This is a genomic window from Algoriphagus resistens (assembly GCF_001442615.1).
Classification (GTDB): domain Bacteria; phylum Bacteroidota; class Bacteroidia; order Cytophagales; family Cyclobacteriaceae; genus Algoriphagus; species Algoriphagus resistens.
The window spans coordinates 159885-186818 of the sequence record NZ_LMXN01000004.1 but is presented as its reverse complement, the minus strand read 5'-3'; the positions used below and the strand labels follow the sequence as shown (position 1 = coordinate 186818).

Below are 26934 nucleotides of genomic sequence, written 5' to 3'. Positions count from 1 at the left end.
CTGTCAACTGATAACAGCCAACAGCTTGATTATTTTACAAGTTTTCAATCTTAATAAAGCAGGAATCCTGAAGGCCCTCTTCCTACTTCAAAAGTTCTGATTACCGAACCGCTTTCCGAAAGCACGGTAATCGTCCCGTTTCTCTGGAAACCGTTGGAGTTTGCCACATAGATCTGATCTCTCTCATCGTCAAAGCCGATACCGTAAAATCCTGATCCGGTGATCAATTCAGTAACAGAAGCAGAATTCTCTTCGATGTCAATGTTTACTACAGCATCATTGTAATCAGGATAACCTGAGCTGGTCAACACATACATTTCGTCATCTCCATCAAAAGCTATTTTGCTGGTAGCATTTGCCACTGGGGCGGTGTAGGTGGTTCCCAAAGCAAGCGTGCTAAGGTTTAAAGTGTAAAATTTCACCTCATCGGCCGCTACCGTGTATATCCAAAGAATCCCGTCCTCGGCATAGAATTGTTTTGGAGAAGCCTCTAGATCCAGTATAGTGATCACAGCTTCTTGAGTTGCATCAATGATTTCAATTTTGTTTTCCTCGGAACCTGCAACTATGATGTAATTCCCATAAGAAAAAAGGTCTTCAGGTTTGTTGGAAACTTCGATTTTCTTCGAAACCACCCCGCCGTCAAGGCCATTCACTACAGCTACATAAGAATCAGGTGTAGCATAATTGGCATCATATGGTCCATAATCGCTTATAAAAAGCTTGCTTCCGTTCACCGCCAAAGACCTAGGCTGGTCCAATTCTGCTGCCACTGCTCCCAGACTTTTGAAGTCAGCCGGATTCACGATTTCCACTTTCCCGGTGTTTGCTACAAGATACATTCTGTCTGCTTCCAGTACCATGTCCTCTAGCAAACCTGCGAAAGGGCGAGAATTCTCTGCTTCAAAAATATTAGGAAGAAGTTCTTCTGTATTTGGGTTGAGATGATAAACTTCTCCATCATTAGTCCCAAAATTACCTTCGTTCATGATCAAAATGCCCGTTTCGTATTTGTCTAATGGCTTTTCATCGCCACTGTCTGAGCAGGCAAAAGAGACTGAAAGCAAGGCTGACGCCCAGAGTAGTTGTTTTAGCTTCATAATAATATAGATAAATTGAATTGATAAGATCTTCTTGGCATAGCCCGCAAATAGAGTACTTGGTAGTCAGTATTGAATAGATTGTTGACTTGAAAACCCAGCGGGATATAGACCTTGCCAAGCTGAAGCTTGTCGTATCCCAAACCTAGGTTGAAGAGTTGGTAGGATGGCATTAGGCGGGGATTGTCAGCGGTGATGGATCGCTCGCCTACGTAGCATGTGCTTAGAAAAGCAGAAAATGCTTCCCGTTCGACTTTAAACTTTGCATTTGCTTGATGTTGAGGTGTGTAGGGAAGTTGTTTTTCTACAGACTGATCATTTTTATCGATACCTTCTTTGGTAATGGCTTGGGAGAAGCTATAAGAAGTAATCAACTCCCATTTCCACAGTTTCAGATTCCCATTGACTTTTCCTTGATATTCAAGTCCCTGATTGTTGACTTTTTTTATGTTTTCCGGAGTCCAAAAGCTTCCTTTGGGGAGCCAAATAATCCAGTTGTCCACCGACATTTTGTAATAGGTCAGACCTTGAGACCAATTTACATTCCCCTGTTTGTTCCAGGTCAATCCGATTTCCCCGCTTATACTTTCTTCAGGAAGCAGGTCTGGGTTTCCGCCAGGGTTCCAAAAACGGTCATTCAGGGTCGGGACTTTAAATCCTTTACCCAGAGAAGCTTTTAGCTGAAGAGTCTGGGATTCTTTGGACCATAGCTCCCAATCCATTCCCAGATTTGGAGTGAAGGGGGCCAAATTGCCTTCATATACAAGCTGCCGAAGATTTAAGGCAAAAGAAAGCTGTTCTGAAGCAGAGAATTTTGTGCTTTGATACAGTTCGATTCGATTGTCATCTGCTTGGTACGTACTCAAATCTCCTTTCGTCAGTGTATATCTGGCGCCGAATTTTAAAGTCCATTGATCAGAAATTCCCTGATCCCAATCTCCTGCAAGAAAATACTGTGAAGTGGTATTCTCGCTTTGATTGAAGAGAAGCTCATTGTGGACAAATCCTGTTTTTAGATTCCATACCGACCTTTCCCCAAAGTGGAAATAATCAATCACAACCCTCAGAGCCTGGTCTTCCTGCACATCATTGGTTTGCGATCCCATCACGGGCTGTACCATCCGATCGGTTTTATTCCACCAAAAAGAAGCTTTCAACAGGTTGGTTGGATTGAGGTTCCATGCCAGATCCTGCACAATTCCGACTTGCTCAACCTGTGCGTGATCTTCCTTTACCTCTGGTGTTCCAAATTGCCCCAGGTCTTTGTACGGGAAATTGTTTCTGGCAAATTCTCGATAGATTTTAGTGTTGCTGCTAAAATTATTGGAAGAAAACCCTCCAGATAAATTGCTGTTGAACAGTCCAAAGCTTCCTATTTGCTGGGAAATCCCCGCTCGAAAACCTTTTCCAAAATCAGTTTCAGTACCCAAATTTACCGAGCCACCGATGGCTTCATTTCCAAGAAGTGCTCCAGCATTTCCAAACTGTAGATCTACCTGATCGATAGCGGAAACAGGCAAAATGGACAAGTCGCTTTGCCCAAGAGAAGGACTGTTGATTGGGAGCCCATTCCAGAAGACAGCCGTGTGTCCGGCCGATGTCCCCCTAAAAGAAGGGGAAGCGATCATTCCTGCGCCATATTGTCTTACAAAAATCGGGGATTGCTCTTGAAGAATATCACCAAGCGAGCGGCCTTGGAAATCTTCCAATTCTTTTTTTGTCCAGCTGATCACTTTTTGCCCTTGGGCAAACCGATCCAAAGCAGGCGCAAAGACTTCCACTTCAGTCAGAGGAATTGTATCCTGGCTGATCGGGCTAAAGCCGACAAATGAATAAACCCACAAAAGCAAAATCATGCCTGATCGAATTAGTTACAAATCCGATTCGGGCTTGAAGAGAAATGGGAAGAAGGAATTGAAACCGATATAGACGGTTCAGCACATTCTTCATCGCTTTTCCTCCGAAAGCACAGAATCAACTGAAATCGGCAGGTCTCCTGGCTAGCCTTAATTTGCCGCCTTCTCATTCCGGTTTCCTACGGAACAATGGCGTGATTGACAAATCTCCTGCGGATAAATCCGCTCAGCTTACAGTTGCGGGGACAGCTTTGGTTTTGCACCAAATTCCCTTTTAATCCCAAGAGCTCAGATGCGAGTTTAGGAACCCATTTCAGCTGCAAAAGTAGATTGGTAAAGCTTAGAAAAAAAATCTGTTTGGCGACAAATTTTGGAAGTCGCGAAATCCCGAGCTTATTTTGGGACTCAATATCTTCTGGGAATTTCATGAAAATCATACTGTATAGGTTTTTGAGTGCCTTCTTATTTTTGGGTTTAATTAACTCTTTTTCAGCATGTAAAGAGAAGAAGCCCGAAGAGTCTAAGGAGCTTGAAGAACTAGGTTTAAGCTATGCTTCGGGATTTACTATTTCCAAAGGAAATCATTTTTGGGAAGTGGAAGTCACTAATGCCTGGACCGGGGCAGATAGAGTATTTAGGTACTTAATACTGGAACCAAATGCGGAAAAGCCAGAAGGGAATTTCGATGCTGTCATTCAGCTTCCGGTAAAAAGGGTCGTTCTGACTTCTACTACGCAAATCCCGCATCTGGACCTATTGAACGAAATGAATCTATTGGTAGGATTTCCGAATCATGATTTGATCTCATCAGCGAATGCATGGGCACTGATTGATGCGGGTGCAGTGGAGGATCTGGGGGATGGGCCCGCAGCAAATACGGAAATGGTCATCGATATAGCTCCTGATCTGGTCATGGTTTCTACAATGGGGGAAGATCTGAAATACTTGGATTTATTGGCCCAGGCGAATATTCCGGCCGTAATCAATGGGGAATATGTAGAGCAGCATCCGCTGGGGAGAGCTGAATGGATCAAGTTTACCGGAGCGCTTTTAGGAAAATACGAGGAAGCTAAAGTGGTTTTTGAACAGGTGGAAAATGATTACCTTGAAGCTGAAAAATTAAGTGATGTTATTGTTGATTCCCTGCGGCCCACAGTGCTTAGCGGAGTGCTTTATCAGGATATTTGGTACGCGCCAGGAAGCGGGAGCTGGGGAGCTAAAATCCTCCAAAATGCAGGTGGAAATTATATTTTCTCAGGTCAAAAAGGAACTGGAAGTGTACAGTTGAATTATGAATTTGTACTTGAGAATGCACAGGAAGCTGATTTTTGGATTGGATCTGCTGATTTTCCTGATTTGCAAACCATGGGGAATTCAGAGCCTAGATATAGAGCATTTCGTGCTTTTCAAGCGGGAAATGTCTTTTCATATACCCAAAAAAGAGGAAGGGAAGGAGGACTGGAATATTTTGAACTGGGATACATGCGACCGGATTTGATACTGAAAGACCTGATCAAAATTCTTCATCCTAGTTTACTTCCTGGGTATGAGTTGTATTTTTATCAGCAACTCGATGAAACAAAATAGCTCAATTCTTCTGCTCTTTTTTGCGCTGATTCTTTTAGTGTTCAGTTTTCTGCTGAATATCAGTTTGGGATCAGTTTCCATTTCTCCAAGTGAGATTCTTTCGGGAATTTTCGCTGGAGATTGGGAAAAAGCCTCTCGTGAGCAGATCATTTTAAATTATAGAATGCCAAAAGCGCTGGTCGCGATATTGGCTGGAATCGGTTTGAGTATCAGCGGATTGCAGATGCAGACTTTTTTCAGGAATCCCCTTGCCGGTCCTTTTGTATTAGGGATTAGTTCGGGAGCGGGACTTGGAGTTGCTATCCTCATGTTGGCTGGATCTGCTTTGGGTACCGCTGCCTTTGGAGGTATGGTCAACCCTTGGGCAATTGCTATCGCAGGCACTTTAGGAGCAAGTTTGGTATTGCTTACAGTGAGTTTGGTGGCTTGGAAAGTTAAGGACAGCATGACGCTTTTGATTGTGGGACTGATGTTCGGTTCGGCGGTTTCAGCGATTATTTCGGTTCTTTCCTATTTCTCTGGAGCGGAAGCATTGAAGCTTTTCACCATTTGGTCCATGGGGAGTCTGGGCGGATTGGTGTGGGATCAGGTTTGGGTGTTGAGTTTCGTGATCCTGATCGGGATTATTCCCGTGGTAGCTTCTGTTAAGTCCTATAACGGGATGCTTTTGGGAGAGAGCTATGCAAAAAGTATGGGTATCAATTCTGATCGTTTGCGTTGGCTGATGATCCTGAGCACAGGCCTGCTGGCGGGTAGCGTTACGGCTTTTTGTGGACCGGTTGCTTTTATAGGAATAGCCGTCCCGCACCTGGCAAGAATAGTTTGGAAGACTTCAGATCATCGGATACTTTTTCCTGCCACAGCGTTAATAGGGGCTAGTTTATTGCTTTTATGCGATGCGGTAGGTCAGCTACCGGGATCTGCACAGACGCTACCGATCAATGCGGTCACATCACTGGTGGGGGCACCGATTGTAATCAGTTTGGTGCTTCGCAAAAACTTCAGCAAAGAATTCTAAACCATGCAAGAAGCAACTATAATCGGCTCCAATCTTAGTCTGGGTTACTCTAAAGGCAACGTTCGCAAAGAAATTCTTACCACATTGGATTTTGAGCTTTTCTCTGGAGAATTGACCTGTTTGCTCGGTCCAAATGGCGTTGGGAAATCTACGCTGGTAAAAGCTGTTTTGGGTCAGTTGCAGCCATTCGATGGGGAAGTTTCGCTAGACGGAAAACCAATAGCCTCTTTCTCAAATGAAGAACTGGCCAGAGAACTTTCGGTGGTGTTGACAGAGCCGTTTTTACCTGGAAATATGACTGTTGGGCAATTGGTGGCAATGGGTAGAATACCCCATACCAATTGGACTGGAAAACTGGAAGAAATTGACCGTGAGGTGGTTGAAAATGCTCTTTCTGCTACAAAAATAGAATATTTGCGCGACGAGCGACTTTCTGAAATTAGTGATGGGCAACGTCAAAAAGCATTGATTGCAAGAGCACTTGCACAGGATGGGAAGGTAATGGTGCTGGATGAACCCACTGCACATTTGGATCTGGTGAACCGCTATGAAATCATGCTTTTGCTTCGTCAAATCTCAAAAAGCCAGAGCAAGTCAATTCTTGTGGTAACCCATGATCTGGAAATTGCTTTGGAAACTGCAGACCGCTTCTGGTTGCTGAATTGTGGTACTCCTTTGATCTCAGGCTTGCCTGAGGATTTAGTGATTTCGGGCCAGATCAACCAGCTATTGCCTGGCGAGAATTTCCGCTTTAGTGTAAAAAAAGGAAGGGTTGAATCAAGGGCTGATGGAGCGAAGTTTGATATTTCAGGGCCGGACGAACTTAGTTCATGGATTGAAAAAGCCCTTGAAAAAGCAGGGATAAAAGTGCTGACAGAAAGGATGGAGGTGAACAATCCTCCTTTTGTAATCAAGTATGCGGGTAGGGAATTTTCTAGAATTGAAGAGTTGTTGAGGTTTTTGATTTGAGGTTTAGAAGCGCCGGATAATGGTAATGTTTATTGGTTAACTAGTAGTATGCTATTTTAAAACACTTTTATTGAAGGTCAGGGCAAGGATTAAACTATCTTTTCCCTATCTTTTTGTCCTGAAATCTGAAATCATTTTACTCCTAAGATTGTATGCTGTTTGAACTTATCCGATTGGAATTCCTAAAAAGTTTCAGATCCACAGCTTTTGCTAAAAGCGTGATGGTAGCCATATTCCTAGGATTCTTGGTTATCATGTTGTTGGGATACTTATTTATGGCCGGTATTTTCCTAAATAAAATTTTAGAAGCAATTTCAGAGGGGAAGAACACCATAGAAGTCCTGAATGCAGGGCTGATTTTCTTCTTTTTAGTGGAATTTATGTACAGGTATTTTCTTCAGAAGCTCCCTGTGATCGAGCTCGAAAGTCTGCTACATTTGCCAATCTCGAAGAGAAAAATTATGCATATGCTCTTGGGAAGGTCGTTTTTCTCTCCATTAAGTATTATCGCCTTAATGCTTTTTACACCTTTTGCTTTCATGGAGATAGCAAATCTTCACGGAAATTCGGGGGCGGTATACTGGCTTGGAACAGTTGTGTTACTAAGTTGGACATTACATTGGTTTATGTTGTGGTTCAAGCAGCGCTTTGAAGATAGTTTGATTGGGGTGATGATTGTATTTATCATCCTTCTTCTGGGTGGTGGTTCTACGTACATGGGTTGGTTTAATTTAGGGGAAATAGTAGCTCCGTTCTTTACGTTTGCCATGGGTAGTTTTATTCCGATGGGTGTGATGTTGGTCTTTTGTATGGTTGGCTATTATCTGGCATTTCACTATTACCTGAATAATGCCTATTTGGAGGATTTGGCACAGGAAGAAGAGGTGCGGTTTGTCAACCAGTCAGTCGGATTTTTTTCGAGATTTGGAATGGCAGGGGAGCTGGCTAATCTGGAATGGAAGCTGATTATCCGTCATAAGAAAAGCAGATCTTTTTTACTGTTAAGTGCATTTTTTCTATTGTATGGAATGATTTTCTATGACAATCCCCAGTATAATGATACAGGAGCTGGAGGATTTAGTTTCATGTTTATTTTCGTGGGAGTGTTTATCACCGGGATTTTTATGATCCAGTATGGACAGCTTTTCCTGAGTTGGAATTCAGGGTATTTTGATTTTTTCCTTAACCGAAAGGATGGGGTTAAAAATTTGGTAAGAGGGAAATACCTGCTGCTGTTATCCATTTCTCTAGTGTGTTTCTTACTCTCTATCCCGTATGTATATTTTGGATGGAAATTCTTATTTATTCATTTGGCAACGTTCCTTTTTAATGCTGGTGTTTTGATCCATTTGATTATTTATCTGGCACTTTGGAAGCCAAAACCAATGGATCTTAATAAAGGGGCAATGTTCAATTACGAAGGAGTAGGGGCAGCCCAGTTTCTAATGATTATTCCCATGATGGTAGCACCATATATTATTTATGCTCCATTTGCATTGATTTTTAATTCTTATGTGGGATTGTTAGCTCTGGGCGCGATAGGAGTGTTGGGGATTTTATTTTTTAATAAGCTTACAACTATTAATATAAACCGGGTTATGAAAAACCGTTACGAAATTTCATCTTCATTCCGCCAAGAGTTATGATACAAGTCAAAGATCTCAAAAAGCAATATAAGGAAACTGTTGTCCTGGATGTCCCCCTACTAGAAATCCCGAAATCCGAATGCTTTGGATTGGTGGGGAATAATGGAGCGGGCAAGACTACACTGTTTAGGATTATGCTGGATTTAGTTCGGGCTTCACAGGGAAAAGTGGAGATAGATGGGAAGGATGTAAGCAAATCCGAAGAGTGGAAACGTGTGACGGGAGCTTATCTGGATGAGCATATGCTATTGTCTTATTTGACTGCTGATGAATATTTCCAAACCCTTCGCAAAATCTATGGACTTTCGGAAGCAGATTTACAGCTTCATCTTTTTAAATTTACCGAATTCTTTAATGATGAAATAGTAGGGAAGAAGAAATACATCCGCGATTTATCTAAAGGGAATTTAAAGAAAGTAGGCATTGCAGCTGCATTGATGGGGAATCCCGAGGTAGTGTTTTTAGATGAGCCGTTTGAAAACCTGGATCCAAGTTCTCAGATCCGACTAAAGAAATTGATTCTTCAGGAGAAGCAAAATTCGCAAGTTACTTTCTTGATTTCCAGTCATGATCTGAATCATGTGACAGAAATCTGTGATCGGATTGTTCTCTTAGAAAAGGGTAAAATCATCAATGACCTAAAAGATAAATCCGAGATGCTGACTGAGCTGGATGCTTATTTTACAGGATAAGGTTTATGTAGTATATAAACATGTGCTATAAATAAGTATTTCTTCTGGCCAAGTTTGCAAGACGTGACCATTTTTACTTAAAATTTGGACGTATAGCATAAAAGTGTCCACTTTATGGGGATTACTTCCTCCCTGAATAGAAATTTACTGGATCTAAAACCTATTTACATTTAGGTGATTATATTTTTTTTTAGGGGCACATAGATAATAGTCATCCCAGTGTGTGACATTCGTGTCATGCTCGATTTCATATGATTATAATTGTCTTTTAAGGGCAATATGGAATCTCGCATGCATTATAATCATTCCTCTGTGTGTTGCCTGCAACATGCTCGATTTCATCTAAAAATTTTATACCAAGAAAAAATAAGAGTTTAAGTCAACGAATTTTTTATATTCGCATCTTGCTCAAAATAAACGTATGAATTATCAAATGAAAAGTTTCAAAAATTTTGTCTTACTGGCAGTGATAGGCCTTAGTTTCTCATGTGGCTCCAAGGAAGACGAATCACCTGTGGATTCAAAAATGTTAATAGGTGACTGGGACTTTGAATCCTACGAGTACTCGGTAACAAGCAAAATGACATTCGATGGCGATATCTTTGAATCGAAAAGTGTAGGAACAGCGACTGAATCTGATGCTAAAGTGTCATTTAACGAATCACCTAATACATACACTGGGGGAGGTTACTATGTAGTGTCTCTAAAAACAGAAACAAACGGTACATCTTATGAGGAGGAAATAAAGATAGACAACTTCTTCCAAAATGGGACTTGGGTAGTTAATGGGGATAAATTACTTACTACTAACTCAGCTCAGCAGACAGACGAACTAAAAATAATTGAATTAAATAATACCTCGCTGGTAGTTTATTTTATTAAAGAATTAACCGAAGATTCAAATGGATCAACATTTGAAACAAAAGCAGAAGGAACTGCCTATTTCACTCGAAATTAATACCTGAAGAAAGCCCTTCTAAACATTAGAAGGGCTTTCGAAGTTGCTATCCACACCATTAAATGGATAGACGTTCAACCTTTAATCAACCAATTTATTTCCAACCACCGCCAAGGGCCTGGTAGATGTTAACCTTGGCATTCATTTGTTTCATCTTGGTTTCTATCAACTCAAATTTCGATTCGAGTGCGTCCCGTTGAGTCAAGAGTACTTCCATATAATCAGCTCTTGCAGAATTGAAGAGTTCATTGGAAATAGCAATGGACTGGGTAAGTGCTTCTACTTCCTGAGACTTCAGAGTATAGGACTGTTCTAGATTTTGGATAGCTGAAAGCTGATTTGCTACTTCCACATATGCATTAAGAATGGTCTTTTCATAGTTGTAGATAGCCTGGATCTGCTTCGCATTCGCAGTCATATAGTTAGCCTTGATTGCATTTCTATTGATTAGGGGAGCCACAAGCTCACCTGCAAGCGAGTAAATCAGAGACTGTGGAGAAGTGAAGAGATAGCTGGGATTGAAAGCGTTAAAGCCAACACCGGCCGTAATCTCCAGAGATGGGTAGAAATCAGCTTTGGCAACTTTGATATCAATCTTTGAAGCTGCCAATTCCAGCTCGGCCTGGCGGATATCAGGTCGGTTTGCCAGAAGTTGAGAAGGTATTCCAGCCTGGATTGCCTCTGGAGCCAATGCCCCAAATGCATTTGGATTTCTCTCTACTTTCTGAGGAAATCTTCCGACAAGGAAATTTATTCTATTCTCAGTTTCTACAATCTCCTGTTGAATCCCATACTGAAGACTTTTGGTATTAAGCACCTGTGCTTGAAATCTGCGAACCGCCAGCTCGGTGACTCGCGCAGCATTTTTCTGATATTTTACTATTTCCAAGGCATTGTTTTGGATCTCAATATTCTGCTTTACGATTGCCAGCTGGTTATCCAATGCCATCAACTCGTAATAAGATTTCGCAATCTCGGAAACCAGGTTGGTCACCATGAAATTTTTTCCTTCCACACTGGCCAAATACCTGGTCATTGCTGATTTCTTGGCATTTCTCAATTTGTGCCAGATATCGACTTCCCAAGTTGCATAAGCACCAAGCATATAGTCCTGCAATGGATCAGGCATTTCCTCACCAGGCTTGATGTCGGTATTGGCATCATTGGCACCCTGACTGGTGTACCGCCCTACTTTGTCCACTCCTGCTCCTGCCCCTACACTTACAGAGGGAAGTATTTCTCCCTTGCGGACTCTTACCTCATTCTGAGCGATTTGGATTTCCTGCAAAGTGATATTCAACTCTTGGTTGTTGCTCAGGGCAGTATCTATCAAGGCCTTTAAGTAAGGGTCACTAAAATAGTCCTGCCACACTACTTCTGAGGCTGTATTTGTAGTGTCCTGATCGCTATTTGCATAGTGCTCTGGTACCGCATCATTTACATCTTTTTGTATGAGTTCCGGCGTTTTGCATCCAGACACTGCCAGGCTGAAAGCCGCTGCTCCCAGACAGGTATATATTATTCTTTTAAGCATGTGAATGGTGTTTTTGTTCGGACAATGGAGATTCATCTTGGTTCTTGATCATCTGACGGCCATCAGCCATACTTCCGAATATGAAATATAGACCCGGAACGATGATTACCCCGAAAACGGTACCGAACAGCATCCCACCCAGTGCTGATGCACCAATGGTATGGTTACCGATCGCACCAGCTCCAGAAGCCAAAATCAATGGAATCAAACCTGCAATAAATGCGAATGATGTCATTAGAATCGGTCGGAAACGCACCTTGGCACCTTCAATGGCAGCCTCTAGAATACTTAGTCCTTCCTGACGTTTTTGCACGGCAAACTCTACGATCAAAACAGCATTTTTACCCAATAGACCTACGAGCATGATCAGCCCGATCTGGGCATAGATATCATTGTCCAATCCCATCATCTTCAATAGGAAGAATGAACCAAACACCCCTGCCGGAAGTGAGAATACCACAGCCAGCGGAATAATGAAGCTTTCATACTGGGCGGCCAATACGAAATAAACGAAGACCAATACGATCAAGAATACGTATAATGCTTCATTTCCTCGGTTGGATTCATCGTAGGATAATCCTTCCCAGGCTATATCGTAACCTTTGGGAAGTGTTTGGGCAGAGACTTCCCTGATTGCTTGAATAGCATCCGCAGTTGTGTAACCAGGCGCCGGAAGACCTCTGATGGAGGCTGAATTATACATGTTGAACCGGGTCACCTCGTTAGGCCCCTGTGTTTTCTTCATGGTCATGAAAGCAGAATAGGGAACCATTTCTCCTGCTTCATTTTTCACAAACAGATTCAAGACGTCCGAAGGTAGGCGTCTGAATAAAGGGTCAGACTGTACATATACTTTAAAGAACCTGCCAAACCGGATAAATCCCTGTTCATAGGTACTACCAATCAAGATGTTCAGGTTTTCCATGGCCTTTCCGATGGAAACGCCTTTTTGCATTGCCTTATCGTTGTCAATTTCCAGTTCGTATTGCGGATAATTGGCAGCAAAAAAGGTGAACAGGCCAGTAAGCTCTTTACGCGCGCTGAGATCATCCATGAATTTCTTGTTGATCTTGTCAAATTCTTGATAATCTGTTGTAGTAGTCTGATCCAGTAACCTCATGGAGAAGCCCCCTGAAGATCCGAATCCCGGGATTGCCGGAGGTTCGAAGAATTCTATCACCGCACCGAGTCCTTTGGATTCTTCCTCCAGCTCTTCCATGATTTCTTTCACGGTGTGTTTGCGGTCACCCCAAGGTTTCAGGTTGATCAAACAGGTCCCAGCGTTGGACCCACGGCCTTCAGTCATGATCTCATATCCTGCTAGAGAAGAAACAGATTCTACCCCGTCAATTTCCTCGCATATCTTCTGAAGTTTCTGTGAGACTTGGTTGGTTCTTTCCAATGTGGCCCCGGGAGGAGTCTGGATGATCGCGTAGATTGTTCCCTGGTCTTCACTTGGGATGAAACCTGCCGGAAGTATTTGGTTTTCGAAAACTATCCCTGCTCCAAAGAGCAGTAAGATTGCCCAAGTGAGCCATTTTCTACTTACCATTGACCGGAGAAGGCCTACATACTTCCCGGTCAGTTTGTCGAAACCACTGTTGAAACTATCAAGTCCTTTCGTAAGAAGATTTCTTTTTTTCTCTTTGCCATGATGGTTTTTCAGCAACATGGCACATAAAACCGGAGTCAAGGTCAATGCGATGATTGCAGAAATCACAATTGAACTTGCCATGGTGATCGAGAACTGGCGATAGAATGTTCCTACTGGTCCACTCATAAAGGAGATAGGTAAGAACACAGAAACCATTACTGCTGTGATCGCGATGATCGCACCAGAGATTTCCCCCAGAACCCTTTTTACTGCCTGGTAGGGGGTAAGGTGAGGGAAATCCTCCATTTTCGCATGTACCGCTTCCACCACCACTATCGCATCATCGACCACAATACCTATCGCGAGTACCAAGGCAAACAAGGTTATGATGTTGATCGAAAGTCCAAACATCTGGAGTACAAAGAAGGCTCCGATTAATGATACCGGTACCGCAATGATCGGAATTAACGTAGACCGCCAGTCGCCCAGGAAGATAAATACGACTAAAGCTACCAATATGAATGCATCACGCAACGTATGGATTACCTGTTCGGTTGACGCATCCAGGAAACGGGACACATCATAACTGATTTGATAGTCCATTCCCGGAGGGAAAGAAGCTTTCATTACCTCCAACTTTGCCTTTACCTCCTCGATTACATCACTGGCGTTACTGCCGTAGTTTTGTTTCAATACGATCGCTGCGGATGGATGTCCGTCTAAATTGGAATAGATATCAAAGAATTCACTTCCAAGTTCGGTTCTGGCAATGTCTTTCAGTTTTATAGACTCACCTTCGGCGTTTGCCCGGATGATGATGTTGTCATATTCTTCAGGCTTGCTGAAGCGTCCTTTGTATGTCAATACATATTCAAGAGACTGGGCCTGGATACCGGAACTTTGGCCTATTCTACCCGGTCGGCCTACAATACTTTGGTCTCCTAATGCTTCCATTACTTCCTCAACAGAAATATTATAGGCACGCATACGGTCTGGATTCAGCCATACACGCATTGCATACGTACGGCTCCCTAGAATCTGTGATCTTGCCACACCTTTGATCCTGTTGATTTCAGGGATCATATTCACATTCGCGTAGTTATACAGGAATTTTTCATCCATGTTCTCACTCTTGGAATACAGGTTGACATACATCAGCATACTAGGCTGAATAGGCGTAATTACCACCCCTTCCCGTTGAACAAGCTCGGGAAGAAGAGGCATTACCTGATCCACCCTCGTCTTGACCCGTATAACGGCCTGGTTTGGATCCGTTCCGGGTTCGAATATAATGTTGATCGTAGCTTCACCCGCACTGGTCGCATCGGTTGCCATGTACCTCATGCCCTGGACACCATTGATAGAGTTTTCCAGGGTAATTAGGGTAGACTTGACCAACACATCTGCACTCGAGCCAGGATAAGCAATGAAAATACTCACAGTGGTCGGCGCAATCTGGGGGAACTGAGAGATAGGCAACTGCTTAATGGCGAGTGAGCCTACAAATACGATCATGATTGAGATCACAATCGCGAGGACTGGTCTTTTTATGAATGTAGTAAACATTTTTACTGCTGGTTTTGATGAGAGAATTGACTACTCTGCATACAGGTCTAACTGAGACAGGGCTGTATGTGGCGCTACGAAATCATAGTGTATTTCGTCATTTTCTCTAACCAGACGGAGACCTTCAAGGAGTATTTTGTCGGTTTTTTCCAGACCTCCGGAGATAATGTATACGTGCGGTATTTCTGCTGCAATGGTCACTTCTCTTGAGCGGATTTTATTCTCTTCATCCACCACATACACATATTTTTTCTCCAAAACCTCAAATGTTGCTTTTTGCGGAATCAACAACGCATCTTTTAAAGGAATGCTCATTTCGATGTTGCCGGTTTCTCCGTGTCTTAATAAGCCTTCCGGATTTGGGAAGGTCGCCCTGAAAGCAATGTTACCGGTCTCATTGTTGAAGTCAGCTTCAATTGTTTCTACTACACCCGGGTAGGCGAAATGCTTGTTGTTTGCCATCAAAAGGTTCACAATAACATCTTCATCGCTTTTCACCTCGGCTTTATATTCTAAATATTCAGCTTCAGGTACGTTGTAATAAACCCACATTTTACTGTTATCAGAAAATTCTGACAGCAACTCACCCTCGTCTAGCAAACTGCCTTCCCTTACCCGGAACCGACCAACAATCCCATCGAAAGGGGCTCTGATTTCAGTGAATTGAAGATGGACTTCTGCCAATGCCAATTCTGCCTTTGCCTTGGCAAGCTTCGCCTTTGCCATTGCCAGCTCATTCGGTGCAACGATATTTCTATCAGCCAGCGTTTTGGTGTTTTGGTATTCAATCTCTGCAAAATCTACTTCAGCAGAGGCACTTTGCTGCTCCGCTTCATAAAGTTTAGGCATGATTTTAAACATGAGTTGGCCTTTTTTTACCAATTGGCCTTCATCTACATAGATTTTCTGTAAATATCCCCGCTCTTGGGCACGCAGCTCAATATGCTGGATGGAATGTATTTGGGAGACATAATCTTTGGTGATCAATGTATCCATAATTAAAGGGCTAGTGACCAGAAATGTGGTTTCACTTTCCTTATGCTCTTCTCCATGAGAGTTGCAGCCCGCAATCCACAATGTACCGCACAGGCTTAAGAGCATGAAAATTTGATTTTTCATAGGTTGATTTTTAAAAACGATAGTGTTTTTCGGGTGATTTTGGGTGTTTGTGTACAGGAAATACACGAAGTCCTATTAGCGCGAGGCTAATGGTTTTAGGACGTTAAATAAAATAAGAGGAAGTTTAGGCAAAAGATAATCCTGCCTGGAAAAATGGTATTATATTCTAAATACCTGGATTACTAGATGTTTACGAAGTGTGATCGTATTTGGGACAAACTTACTGGAATGCAGGTCCTGGGTAAAGTCCTGAAAAAGAAAGCCGAAAATCCGGGCAAAGTAAAGTGCACTTAAGTGGGTGCTGTTTACAAAACTATGATCAGAAACAAATTCATCATCTTCCTCCTCTACTTTGGAGTTGTTGACAATGAAGATGTCTTTGCCCTGTTGTTTTGGTGCTGAAAAAGTAAGGGGATGCTGGCGGGAGTTGTTGGTTCCTTGGACAGTCTCAAAGGAACTGCCCAAGCTATCCATAGCGGTGTCGCTGTCGATGTTGGCATAGACAGCGCTATAGCCACTCGACAGAAGTATACTAAAAGATAGGAGAAATCTAACTAAATACGTTGCCATTTCGGCACAAACTTATATAAGACATTGATGATAGACAAGCACTTTTGGTTAAATATTCTCAATGATATGCCTGTTATTTTGAGAATATTTTATTTTCAACTTTTTGATCCTTAAAATACTACCTGCGCAATGAGTAAAAAAAACCAAACACAGGTATCTGCGATTCCCACTTCTGATGCGCTGTGGCCATGGAAGACATCTGAACTGTTTTCAGGGGCTCTTCACTCTTTTCCCTGGCCATCCTTCGTATTAATGCATTTGCCTGGGAAATGTGTCTTATCGGTATTTCACCATGGGTTGGTCAGGATGTTTCGGTGCATATTCCCGTATGGAATGGGTGTTCAATAACCCGGCTTAAGTTTTTTTTGATGAATTTATTTCATATTTTGTATGTAAAATAAATTCATTATACATACATTTAAGTAATTTATAGAAAAATGAAAGGTACAAACATCGGAGAATTCGAAGAATTGGTGCTGCTCACTGTCGCTGCCCTGATGGAAGAGGCCTATAGCGTGGCCATTTGCGATGAGCTTTCGGAGCATGCAGGCCGTGAAGTGAAGCTCGGTGTAGTGCATGCTGTGCTTAACCGGTTACAGGAAAAAGGACTTCTGAAAAGTCAGCTCGGGGAAGCCACCAAAACCCGGGGTGGAAAACGGAAGCGTTTTTATCAGGTCACCAATACGGGCAAAGCAGCCTTAATCAAAACTAAGGAGGTACGTGATGTGCTTTGGAACAGAATTCCGCATCTCACTTTAAAGGGTATATAATGGAAAAGAAAGCCCCGGGCCCTCCAAAGTGGGCAGAAAAATTTCTGGAGTGGTACTGCAGGCCGGAATTGCTGGAAGATCTGCAGGGAGACTTGCATGAATACTTTGAAAGAAATCTCAAAAAAAAGGGTACAAGGCGAGCCAGATTTATTTATGTGTTGGATGTCCTGAAGTTTTTCCGTCCCTATACCTTACGTAAACCTCATTTGTTAAACATGGTTATCAACATGCTTATGCTGGCCTCTTACATCAAAACTTCCCGGCGGAATATCGTCCGGAATAAACTGTTTTCAGGTATCAACATCTTTGGACTGGGTGTCAGCATGTCGGTAGGATTGGTGATGATAGCCATGTTGATGGATGTGTTTTCTTATGATAACTTCCATACCCGGAACGACCGGATTTACCGGCTGATCAGCCGTTTCGAACAGAACGGGCATGCAAACAGCAGCTTTTTTGCTACCTCCTCCCTGAAAGCGGGGCTCTCTGTTAAGGAGTCGGTAAATGGGATAGAAGACGTGGTTTCGGTACGCGGTGGTTTTTCAGGTGATTTGGAGTTTGAAGACAAGAAACTGCCTGTTTCAGGATATTGGGCAAATGAATCGTTTTTCAATGTGTTTACTTTTCCTCTGGTGCAGGGGAATCCTGTGACTGCATTGCAAAAGCCCTTTCAGTTGGTACTTACTGAAAGTACGGCACTTAAACTCTTTGGGACTAAGGATGTGGTGGGAAAGACAGTAACGAGAGCGGATAGGCAATACCTGGTGGCGGGGATTATGAAAGATCCCCCGGTTTTTTCACACATTAAGTTCGAAATGCTTGGATCGCTAAGTTCTTTGGATGTAATAGAGCAAGATAATCCTGATTTATTAAAATGGGACAATGTTTGGGATACCTGGACTTATGTCCTGTTGGATGAAGGAGTGGGTCTGGATAAAATAAAGGCGAATCTTGACCAATTTGCTCTTAAAGAGGATCGGACGGTGGAAAATACCCACATTGAGCTTGACCTCCAGCCACTCAGTGATATCATGACCGGGGAGAATATGGGAAATCAGATCGGGCCTACATTCGGCAAGACTTTGTTGAGGATATTTATGGCGCTTACCCTGGTCCTACTGTTATCTGCTTGCTTCAATTATACCAATCTTTCGGTGGCAAGGGCATTAAGCCGGACCAAGGAAGTGGGAATCAGAAAAACGATAGGGGCATTTAAAAGCCAGATTGTCGGGCAGTTTATTGTCGAATCAGTTATCATTTCCCTGCTGGCTTTAGTGTTTTCTTTTCTTCTGTTTATACTTATCCGCCCGCATTTTCTGAGTATGGAATCATCCCTGCAGCAGCTGCTGAGGCTTGAGTTGTCTCCAGGACTTGTACTTTGTTTTTTAGGATTTGCTATTCTTATAGGTGCAATGGCAGGTATTGTTCCGGCTGTTTCTTTTTCCAGGATCAGTGCCATTGCAGCCTTTAAAGATATGATGGCAACATCAGCAATGAAGGGGATCTCTATGCGCAAAGTCCTCACAGTATTCCAGTACAGCATATCAATTATAGCCATAACTTCCACGCTGATCATATTCAAGCAGTACAGGCATTTTATCCATTACGATCTGGGATTCAGGACAGAGAATATTCTGAATATAAAGTTACAGGGCAACGATGCACAATTGCTCACAAATGAGCTTAATGAACTTTCAGAGGTTCAGAATATCTCCCAATCCATGCTGATTTCCGGTATAGGACATTATTCCGGCATATACATGAAGAACCCTAACGATCCGCTTGATTCGGGCACAGTATATTTCAACACTGTGAATGAAAACTACCTGCCTATGCACAGCCATACCTTTCTGGCGGGCAGAAATTTCAATCCGAAACTGGTAGATTCCCTGGAGACTGAAGTCATTGTCAACCAAGAAGTGATTAGGCGATTCAATATTGCCGATGGCAACCCATCAGATGCTGTAGGCCAGACTGTAGAGGTGGATGGGAAAGAGCTTGCGATCGTCGGGGTAATAGGGGATTTTGAGTATGGAAAGGCGAATAACCAGACGGGTAAAGAGGTAATCATGCGCTATGCGAACAATAAGGCCAACTACCTGAATGTAAAAATCCAGTCCCGTGATTTGCCTTCCACTTATGGAAAACTGGAAGCTATATGGAAAAAACTGGATCCAGTACATCCTTTCGACGCGCAGTTTTACAATCAACAGATCCAGGAGGGGTTCAAAGGGTTTGAAGCCAGCGTCAAGGTGGGAGGGTTTTTATCTTTACTGGTTATCTGTATCGCTACTATAGGATTATTGGGTATGGTGGTCTTTACTACCGAATTCAGGCTTAAGGAAGTAAGTGTACGCAAAGTCCTGGGTTCATCAGAATTTGGGCTTATCTCCTTGTTGAGTAAGGGGTTCTTTGTGTTGCTGTTGATTGCAGCAGGGATATCTATCCCGTCCACATTTCTGTTTTTCGATAGGGTGATGCTTCCACAGATTCCAAACTCCTCACCGCTTCAGTTGCCGGAAATGTTTCTGGGAAGTTTTGTAGTGTTGCTGTTGGCCCTACTGATGATAGTTTCCCAGACACTTAAAGTAGCCCGGACCAATCCCGCCGAAGTGCTGAACAGGGAGTGATCAGAAAAGGGAAACAATCTTCCCAGACCGAAAAAAATTTCTTCTCAAATTATTAACTCTATAGTGCACGCAAAATAAATTCAATCTCGACCCTTGTAAGTACACTAATTATTAGGGCCTCCTATTGAAGAAACACTTCTGATGAACTGGATAAGATTTAGCATGAAAGAGCCGAATAAGCATCAGCCGCCCAAGTGGGCGACCCGATTTATTGAGTGGTATTGTAAGCCAGAATTCCTGGAAGATCTGTTGGGAGATCTCAATGAATATTTCGAGAGGAATGTGGTATCCCGGGGGCCCCGCCTAGCAAAGCTGATCTACATCCTCGATGCATTTAAGTTCTTCAGGAGCTATACAGTGAAAACACCTAAAACAGTAAACCTCTTAATAAACTGGATTATGATCGGAAGCTATATCAAAACATCAGGGCGCAACTTAATGCGTAATAAATTATTCTCGTTTATCAATATTGTAGGCCTGGCCATCAGTATGTCGGTCGGCTTACTGCTGATCGCGTTTTTGATGGATCTGTATTCGTATGACAAGTTTAATAAAAATGGTGACCGGATTTACCGGGTAACCAACGTGCAGACTTCAGCCCATGAGCGAAGCAGCAAATATCCCACAACATCCATAAAGACAAAGAGGCTATTAGGGGAAAAAGTGACCGGAATTGAAGAAGTGACTATTTTACGCGACGACTTTTCTGAAGATGGGATTGTTGGCGACAATATTCTTCCGATCAAGGGGTTCTGGGCGGAGTCTTCCCTGTTTAATATTTTTACACTTCCTATGTTAGAGGGGAATCCCGCTACAGCGTTGAGAGATCCATACTCAATCGTTCTCACGGAAACGGCAGCATCGAAGCTATTCGGTAACCAACCTGCACTAGGTCAGGCGATCAGATTCGATTCACTCGATTATCAGGTGACAGGAATAATCGAGGATGTTCCTTTTTTCTCCCACCTTAAATTCGAAGCGTTGGCATCGTTTTCCACATTGGAACAAAAAAGCAATACCGATCCTGATTTCGAAGACTGGACGAATATGTGGTCGAATTTTGTGTATCTCCTGCTGCCTGAAAATGCTGATATGGCATCCATCCGGTTGCAGCTTGATGCAATTGCAAAAGAAGAAAACCTAAGTGTAGCTACCGAAGGAAACCGGGACAACCAGATCCAGCTCGAACTTTTACCCCTTGATGAGATCGTGGTAGGAGAGGATTTTCTCCGCTCAGAAGGACTTCATTACGTGGTTCCTCATATTTCTCCAATAGTCCTTTGGTTTCTTGGCGGACTCGCATTTCTGGTAGTGGTGTCCGCCTGTTTCAACTATACCAATCTTTCCTTGGCACGTGCGATGCGCCGCTTTAAGGAAGTTGGGCTTCGCAAAGCCATCGGCGCCAATAAGAGCCAGGTTTGGCAACAATTCCTTGCTGAGGCGATCATAATCTCTCTGGCAGCCCTTCTTATTTCTTTCGCCTTATTTCTTGTATTGCGTCCGCAGCTGGTAAATCTGGCTCCGGATATTCAGCGTATGGTGAAGCTCGAACTCACACTGCCGACGGTAGTGGCGTTTATCCTCTTTTCAGTCAGCGTCGGAGTTGTTGCCGGCCTGCTCCCGGCATTGTTTTTTTCGAAGGTCAACGCCATAGATGCACTCAGGAATGTGTCGTCGGTGAAAGTATTCAGACAGGTTTCTCTTAGACGTGCATTGGTGATAGTCCAATATACCTTTACGCTGATCTTTATCACAACAACTGCAGTCGGCTATGTGCAGTATAAAAACATACTTGCCTTTGACTTGGGGTTCCAAACAGAAAATATCCTCAATATCAATATGCAGGGGAATAGAGCTGAGTTGTTGCTCAAGGAACTAAGAGAAATGCCAGAAGTTGTTGATGTGTCCCGTTCTGTGATAGTTACCAGTATAGGGAATGCTTGGGGTGGGTTTATGAAATACGAGGATTCACGTGACTCTGCGCTGGTCATGACCAACAATGTTGACGAAAACTACCTTGACCTGCATGGGTACGAACTGATTGCGGGAGGGGATTTTAAGACACGGCCTACCACCGCACTGGGGGTACGGGAAGTGATCGTCAACCTGCAATTCCTGAAAAGATTTGGTATTGGTGCCAAGGATCCGGAGAAAGCGATAGGGGAAGAGGTTACATTTAGTAATTTCCGGGGAAACGGTCGTAAAATGACTATTGTAGGAGTAATGAAAGACTTTCACTATGGTAAAGTCAACAACATCATCCAGCCGGTGGCCTTCATGCCCTGGACCTTGGATGATCCCACAACGATCAATGCCAAAATAAAAAGCAACGACCTGCAGGCGACCATGGCCGAGATCGAATCCAAATGGAAAAAGATCGATCATGTGCATCCGTTTCAGGCCAAGTTTTACGATGAAGCAATAGCGGATGCATACAGCGAATTTTCCGTCATGATCAAGATCATCGGTTTTCTTTCATTTCTAGCTGTTTCCATCGCGTCGATGGGCTTGTTTGGAATGGTGGTGTTTACTACCGAGACAAGGATAAAAGAAATCGGTATCCGTAAGGTCATGGGGGCCAGTTCCGAGAATCTTATTTACCTGTTGAGCCGCGATTTCCTATGGCTGTTGTCTATTTCAGCGCTTATTGCCCTGCCAGTGACCTATACATTCTTTGAAAAATTTGTACTCACGAATTTCCCGTATAATGAACCTGTGCAGATCCCCGAGTTATTTATTGGTTTTTTTGCCGTATTGGCAATTGCAATGATTATGATCGGATCACAGACAATGAAGGCTGCAAGAAGTAATCCGGCGAGCGTTTTAAAGAGCGAGTAGGAGTTGTTAATGACTCTTTTATCTGACGCTTACTATAGTTGAACCTTATTCGTGGCGGGTATGAAAATGGGAGAAAAGAAGAACACCACCTCTTGTAGAGGTGGTGGTTTGGGATCCGAACACTTTTGAAGATGATGGAATAATATATTTAGTCGGCTTTTGTTTACTGGTTCGCTACCAACTTTCTAGAAGGGTTGCCCGGTCTTAGGACTACATTCTCCGGAGGATAGATCAGCAAAAACAGAAGTCCGTGATTCCTTGCTCAAACCAAACAACGGTTTAAGTGCAGGTAGCCTCCGGATCAGTTCGAATGTCCCAAAACTACCCACAAAAGTAATCAGTAAGACCAGCACAAACTGAAATTGGACGGGAATAGCCGTGGGAAAGATCCATAGCGACCCCAGATACAAGAACACCATGTGTAGAATGTACACGGGATAGGCCGCCTGACTAAGATAAGATAGTGTCTTGCTTGGACCTTTGAGGTAGAGGCTTCCAAAAGCGAAAACCGTTAATGTCCAGGCAAAAGATTCAATGGCCAACAAATAGCCAGGTGGGAAACTGCCGAACTGACCTATTCGGAAACTGTATAAAAGTAAGCCGGATAACAGGAATACCCATCGCCATTTTTGGATCATTTTCCAGAAAGCTTCCCCACTGAGCACAAAGCAAAAACCGAAAAAAAATGCTAAAAGCCCTAGGATAAAACCATGCCAGGTCATCGCATAGAGCTCGAAAGGCATGGGCTGGATCAGCAAGACTTCTCCGATAAAAGCAGTCAGTACCAAAATCAGACCCCAAGGTGCACCCAAAGCGGTTTTTATCCAACGTACTGTTTTGCCTGATTCATTTTTTTTAATCAGGTATAGAATGGGGGACAAGAGCACCACATAGCTAAAGATGTTTCCCAAAAACCATAGATGACCGGGATCCCAGGAATATTTCAATTCCATGCCGTAGTAATATCGCCAAACCAAAAGGTGAAGAGGAACTATCACAAACATTCCAAACACAAATGGTAACAGAATCCTTCTCGTCCGTTCCTGTATCAACTGACTCCAGCTACGCGACTTCATGGCAAAATACACACCCATCCCAGAGACAAAAAACAAGAGAGGAATCCTCCAGATATTCAGAAGAGCCATGGGCAACCACAAGGCAGTCCAGGGTTCTTTTGATGTAATAAAACCGATCATTCTACCCCAGGACTGAAATCCTATAGCAACATGATAGATCAGGAGCAGGCCGATGGCAATCACGCGCAGCCAATCAATATCGTATCGCCTGCTGGAAATGAGTGTTGGGTTTTTCATGGGATCAGTCAAGCATTTTTGCGATTTCTGGACGGATTTTCTCCAGGTAAGCATAGTCCAGTTTGAGTCCCATGGGTTCCAGCATACCACCCATCATATCATACACATCTTTTACTTCGGAAAAGGGAGCCGCTACATTGTCGTAAGCAGTGGTGCCATATTTGTTTTTGATGCCTTTATCCGCATTCCTTTCCAGCAATAGCTGAACTATCTCCGGACGTCCAAAAAATGCTGCTGAAATCAGTGCGGTAGAACCGTCATTGTTCTGAAAATTGATGTCTGCCCCTCCATCCAGCAGTAAAGCAGCTATTTCCTTTCTGTTGAAAATAGCCGCGGAAATCAATGGACTGGAGCCTCCAAAAGGATCTTTTTCATTAAGGTCGCTTCCGGCTGCTATATGCTGTAGGACAGCTTCTGTATTCCCGCTTATTACTGCAGAATGCAGGTCGATTTCAGGAGCACCCTCTTTTTTCGCAGTGGACTGGCTGCAAGAGGCTAATAGGAACACCACCGGTATAAGAGCAGTGAGAATCTGTGAGTGAAATGTTAGATTTTTCATATTGGATTTTGTTTTGTTTGAATGGTACAAAGTAAAATCCCGAAGGCAGGTCACACTAAACAGTCCTGCTTCCAAAACCATAAGTCTTTGGCATATCCATATCAATTATGGCGCAGCTATATAAAAAATGACGCAAATAACTTAAATTCAAAGCCTAAATAGGGTTTGAAGAACCTAAGCCGGCTTAGCCTAAACCTAATGAAACCGAACATGCTGTAGGCAAATGTTAGCCGGATGGTCAGCAACGATGCAAGATTGCATGCGGCCGATTAAAACAGTTGTAAGCACATGAAATCGACACGATTAAAATCATCATTAAAACACACCTGGAAATGATTGTTTTAGTCGTCAAAGATTCCATGTGACCGCTAAAAAACAATTATTAACAGATGAAATCGAGCACGTTGCAGGCAACACACAGAGGAATGATTATAATGCATGCGAGATTCCATATGGCCCTTAAAAGACAAATTATAATCATATGAAAATAGCTTTACTTTAAGAACCCATGCCCGATTTATCTCCTCAGGAGAAAGCGTTTTTAGATCAGTTGGTGGCAAAAGTTACCTTGCATCTTGCCGAGGAGGAGTTTGGTGTGTCCGGGTTGGCTGAGGAGATGCATATGAGCAGATCCAATCTCTTGAGGAAAGTCAAGAAAATAACCGGTTTATCGGTCAGTCAGTTTATTAGTCAAATGCGGTTGGAGCGCGCCATGGAGCTGCTCCGGACCAGCTCAGGTAATGTTTCCGAAGTTTCCCATCAGGTAGGGTTCAACAGTCCTTCTTATTTTATCAAATGCTTCCGGGAGTATTATGGCTATCCCCCGGGTGAAGTGGGCAAACGCACCGGACCTGCTTTGGAAGAGGATCCTGATCCTCACATTGTCAGGTCAGGAAGACGAAAGTGGATGACGGTTATCCTGATAATTATACTTCTATCCGTAATTGGTGGGGTATGGATGAAACAGGATTTTTTTGCCGAAAAACTAGACCGGGAAAAATCCATCATTGTTTTGCCTTTTAAAAATGACAGTGGCGATTCAACGAATGTTTATCTGATCAATGGCCTTATGGAGGCTACGCTAAACAATCTCCAAAAAATCAAGGATCTCAGAGTGCTCAGCCGGACTTCTGCAGAGAAATACAGGGAAAGCAACAAATCCATTCCCGAAATGGCCGACGAACTGAATGTCAACTACCTGGTGGAAGGCAGTGGGCAGAAAATGGGGGACAAAATTGTGCTTAATATCCAGCTGATTGACGGGGCTAAGGACCGGCATCTTTGGAGCAAACAATATAGGCGGGAAGTAAGTGATATTTTTGCGTTGCAGCTGGAAATATCCAAAGACATAGCGCAGGAAATCCAGGCAATCATTACTCCTGAGGAAAAATCCAGGATTGAAAAGGAGCCTACTGAGAATCTGGAAGCCTACGACTCTTTTATGAAGGGATTGGATCTCTTAAATAAAGGAGGTGATGAAAACCTGCTGGAATCAGTCAGCTACTTTGATGATGCGATTCAGAGAGATGAACACTTTGCATTGGCCTATGCTTGTGCCGGAATGGCTTTTTATTACTACGATATGTTCAGGGCAGAAAAGATTCATTTGGATCAGTTGGGCGCTTACTCAGACAAAGCCATTCTTTATGACCCCTCTTTGGGAGAAAGCCAGATTGCAAAAGCCATGTATTACCTGCTGAAAAAAGAATATAGTCAGGCGCTGCCTTTTCTGGAAAAGGGGCTGGAGTACAGGCCTAATTCCTCCCTGATTATCGGACTGCTTGCTGACTTTTATGCCAATTATTTGCCTGATACCGAGAAATACCTGGAGTATGCACTCCAAGGGATGCAACTGGACGCCGGATCAAGTGATTCGGTGGCTACCAGCTATTTTTATTTACGGGTCGGCAATGCCCTGATCCAAACAGGATTTGTGGATGAATCCATGCACTACATAGACAGATCTTTGGTTTATTTTCCGGGCAACATGTATTCCCGCTACGTAAAAGCTTTTATCAGCTTTGCACAGGATCACGATTTGCAACATACTAGGGAGCTTTTGAAAATTGAATTTGAAAAAGATACTTCCCGTTTTGATATCCTACAGGATTTGGGTAAAGTCAGTTACTATCTGAGGGATTACGATTCAGCCTATTATTACTATGAGTGGCTCAACCGGATCAGGGAAGAACAAAAACTAAACGTGTATGTGCATGAAAATATGCTCGTCGGAGTGGTCTATGAGAAAGTTGGGAAAATACAGGAAGGGCGTCAATTCATAGAGAGCTACCGGGCTTATCTGGATAAGGACCAAACTGCCTATAAAAATCTCGGGTTGACGATGTATTATGCCCATGAAGGAGATTTCGAAAAGGCATTGGCCCATTTTCGTCTCTTTGCAGAGGAGGATCATATCCAGTATTGGGTCATCCTGTTTTTAACTAAAGATCCTATAGCGGATGAAATCAAAAAACACCCTGAGTTCAAAAAAATCTGGGCAGGGATAGAAGCGGACTTCTGGGCCACCCATGCTGAAACCCGAATACGTTTGGAAGAAAAGGGATTGTTGTAGAGATAGCCATGTCGGCTCTTAAACTGGTTTAATCAATAACTCT

At 43.1% G+C, this 26934-nt stretch carries 18 protein-coding genes and 1 riboswitch; of the genes, 10 read left to right on the top strand and 8 right to left on the bottom strand.

All coding sequences use genetic code 11. The features are described from left to right. Nucleotides 1-50 precede the first annotated feature (50 nt). Together AS141_RS09255 and AS141_RS09250 are read right to left on the bottom strand one after the other, a co-directional pair. Entirely contained in the window at nt 51-1100 is a 1050-nt protein-coding gene (locus AS141_RS09255) for a YncE family protein (RefSeq protein ID WP_057937372.1), read from the bottom strand. Then, nucleotides 1097-2956 carry a TonB-dependent receptor gene (locus AS141_RS09250; RefSeq protein ID WP_057937371.1) on the bottom strand — a complete coding sequence of 620 codons (1860 nt, stop codon included), beginning with the start codon at nt 2954-2956 and terminating at the stop codon, nt 1097-1099. Before AS141_RS09250 ends, AS141_RS09255 begins: the two co-directional genes overlap by 4 nt. A 113-nt stretch (nt 2957-3069) precedes the next feature. Next, nucleotides 3070-3283: riboswitch (cobalamin riboswitch) on the bottom strand. A gap of 99 nt (nt 3284-3382) precedes the next feature. On the opposite strand from AS141_RS09250, the gene AS141_RS09240 reads away from it, so the two are divergent. The 6 genes from AS141_RS09240 (at nt 3383) to AS141_RS09215 (ending at nt 9826) form a co-directional block, all read left to right on the top strand. After that, nucleotides 3383-4543, top strand: a complete 1161-nt coding sequence (locus AS141_RS09240; protein ID WP_057937369.1) for an ABC transporter substrate-binding protein — start codon at nt 3383-3385, stop codon at nt 4541-4543. Beyond that, complete coding sequence (locus AS141_RS09235) at nt 4530-5561, top strand: iron ABC transporter permease (RefSeq protein ID WP_057937368.1); 1032 nt, start codon at nt 4530-4532, stop codon at nt 5559-5561. The genes AS141_RS09240 and AS141_RS09235 overlap by 14 nt, the downstream gene beginning before the upstream one ends. Nucleotides 5562-5564: 3 nt before the next feature. Then, nucleotides 5565-6530 (top strand): ABC transporter ATP-binding protein, encoded by a 966-nt coding sequence (locus AS141_RS09230; RefSeq protein WP_057937367.1) that lies wholly within the window; start codon nt 5565-5567, stop codon nt 6528-6530. Between the two features lie 152 nt (nt 6531-6682). After that, nucleotides 6683-8176 (top strand): DUF5687 family protein, encoded by a 1494-nt coding sequence (locus AS141_RS09225; RefSeq protein WP_057937366.1) that lies wholly within the window; start codon nt 6683-6685, stop codon nt 8174-8176. After that, nucleotides 8173-8868: an ABC transporter ATP-binding protein gene (locus AS141_RS09220; RefSeq protein ID WP_057937365.1), complete on the top strand. Its 696-nt coding sequence runs from the start codon at nt 8173-8175 to the stop codon at nt 8866-8868. The genes AS141_RS09225 and AS141_RS09220 overlap by 4 nt, the downstream gene beginning before the upstream one ends. 421 nt (nt 8869-9289) lie before the next feature. Continuing rightward, the gene (locus AS141_RS09215; RefSeq protein ID WP_057937364.1) at nt 9290-9826 is read left to right on the top strand and encodes a lipocalin family protein; all 537 of its coding nucleotides are present in this window, start codon (nt 9290-9292) and stop codon (nt 9824-9826) included. A gap of 94 nt (nt 9827-9920) precedes the next feature. Here AS141_RS09215 and AS141_RS09210 read toward each other — a convergent pair whose 3' ends face one another. The 4 genes from AS141_RS09210 to AS141_RS09195 form a co-directional block, all read right to left on the bottom strand. After that, nucleotides 9921-11360 carry a TolC family protein gene (locus tag AS141_RS09210; RefSeq protein ID WP_057937363.1) on the bottom strand — a complete coding sequence of 480 codons (1440 nt, stop codon included), beginning with the start codon at nt 11358-11360 and terminating at the stop codon, nt 9921-9923. Then, the gene (locus AS141_RS09205; RefSeq protein ID WP_057937362.1) at nt 11353-14520 is read right to left on the bottom strand and encodes an efflux RND transporter permease subunit; all 3168 of its coding nucleotides are present in this window, start codon (nt 14518-14520) and stop codon (nt 11353-11355) included. The genes AS141_RS09210 and AS141_RS09205 overlap by 8 nt, the downstream gene beginning before the upstream one ends. Nucleotides 14521-14550: 30 nt before the next feature. Further along, on the bottom strand, nt 14551-15639 hold the full coding sequence (locus AS141_RS09200; RefSeq protein WP_057937361.1) for an efflux RND transporter periplasmic adaptor subunit: 1089 nt from the start codon (nt 15637-15639) through the stop codon (nt 14551-14553). A gap of 159 nt (nt 15640-15798) precedes the next feature. After that, entirely contained in the window at nt 15799-16209 is a 411-nt protein-coding gene (locus AS141_RS09195) for a hypothetical protein (protein ID WP_157243419.1), read from the bottom strand. A gap of 437 nt (nt 16210-16646) precedes the next feature. Between AS141_RS09195 and AS141_RS09190 the strand changes: the two genes are divergently transcribed. From AS141_RS09190 to AS141_RS09180, 3 genes are all read left to right on the top strand, one after another. Further along, the gene (locus AS141_RS09190) at nt 16647-16979 is read left to right on the top strand and encodes a PadR family transcriptional regulator (protein WP_057937359.1); all 333 of its coding nucleotides are present in this window, start codon (nt 16647-16649) and stop codon (nt 16977-16979) included. Further along, entirely contained in the window at nt 16979-19609 is a 2631-nt protein-coding gene (locus AS141_RS09185) for an ABC transporter permease (protein WP_057937358.1), read from the top strand. Before AS141_RS09190 ends, AS141_RS09185 begins: the two co-directional genes overlap by 1 nt. Nucleotides 19610-19750: 141 nt before the next feature. Further along, on the top strand, nt 19751-22447 hold the full coding sequence (locus AS141_RS09180; RefSeq protein ID WP_232424858.1) for an ABC transporter permease: 2697 nt from the start codon (nt 19751-19753) through the stop codon (nt 22445-22447). Between the two features lie 185 nt (nt 22448-22632). Here the strand turns inward: AS141_RS09180 and AS141_RS09175 are convergent, their stop codons facing one another. After that, on the bottom strand, nt 22633-23760 hold the full coding sequence (locus AS141_RS09175) for an acyltransferase family protein (protein WP_057937357.1): 1128 nt from the start codon (nt 23758-23760) through the stop codon (nt 22633-22635). A 4-nt stretch (nt 23761-23764) separates the two neighbouring features. Further along, on the bottom strand, nt 23765-24319 hold the full coding sequence (locus AS141_RS09170) for an ankyrin repeat domain-containing protein (protein ID WP_057937616.1): 555 nt from the start codon (nt 24317-24319) through the stop codon (nt 23765-23767). 508 nt (nt 24320-24827) lie between these two features. Here AS141_RS09170 and AS141_RS09165 point away from each other — a divergent pair. Further along, entirely contained in the window at nt 24828-26891 is a 2064-nt protein-coding gene (locus AS141_RS09165; RefSeq protein ID WP_057937356.1) for a helix-turn-helix domain-containing protein, read from the top strand. The last annotated feature ends 43 nt before the right edge of the window (nt 26892-26934 follow it).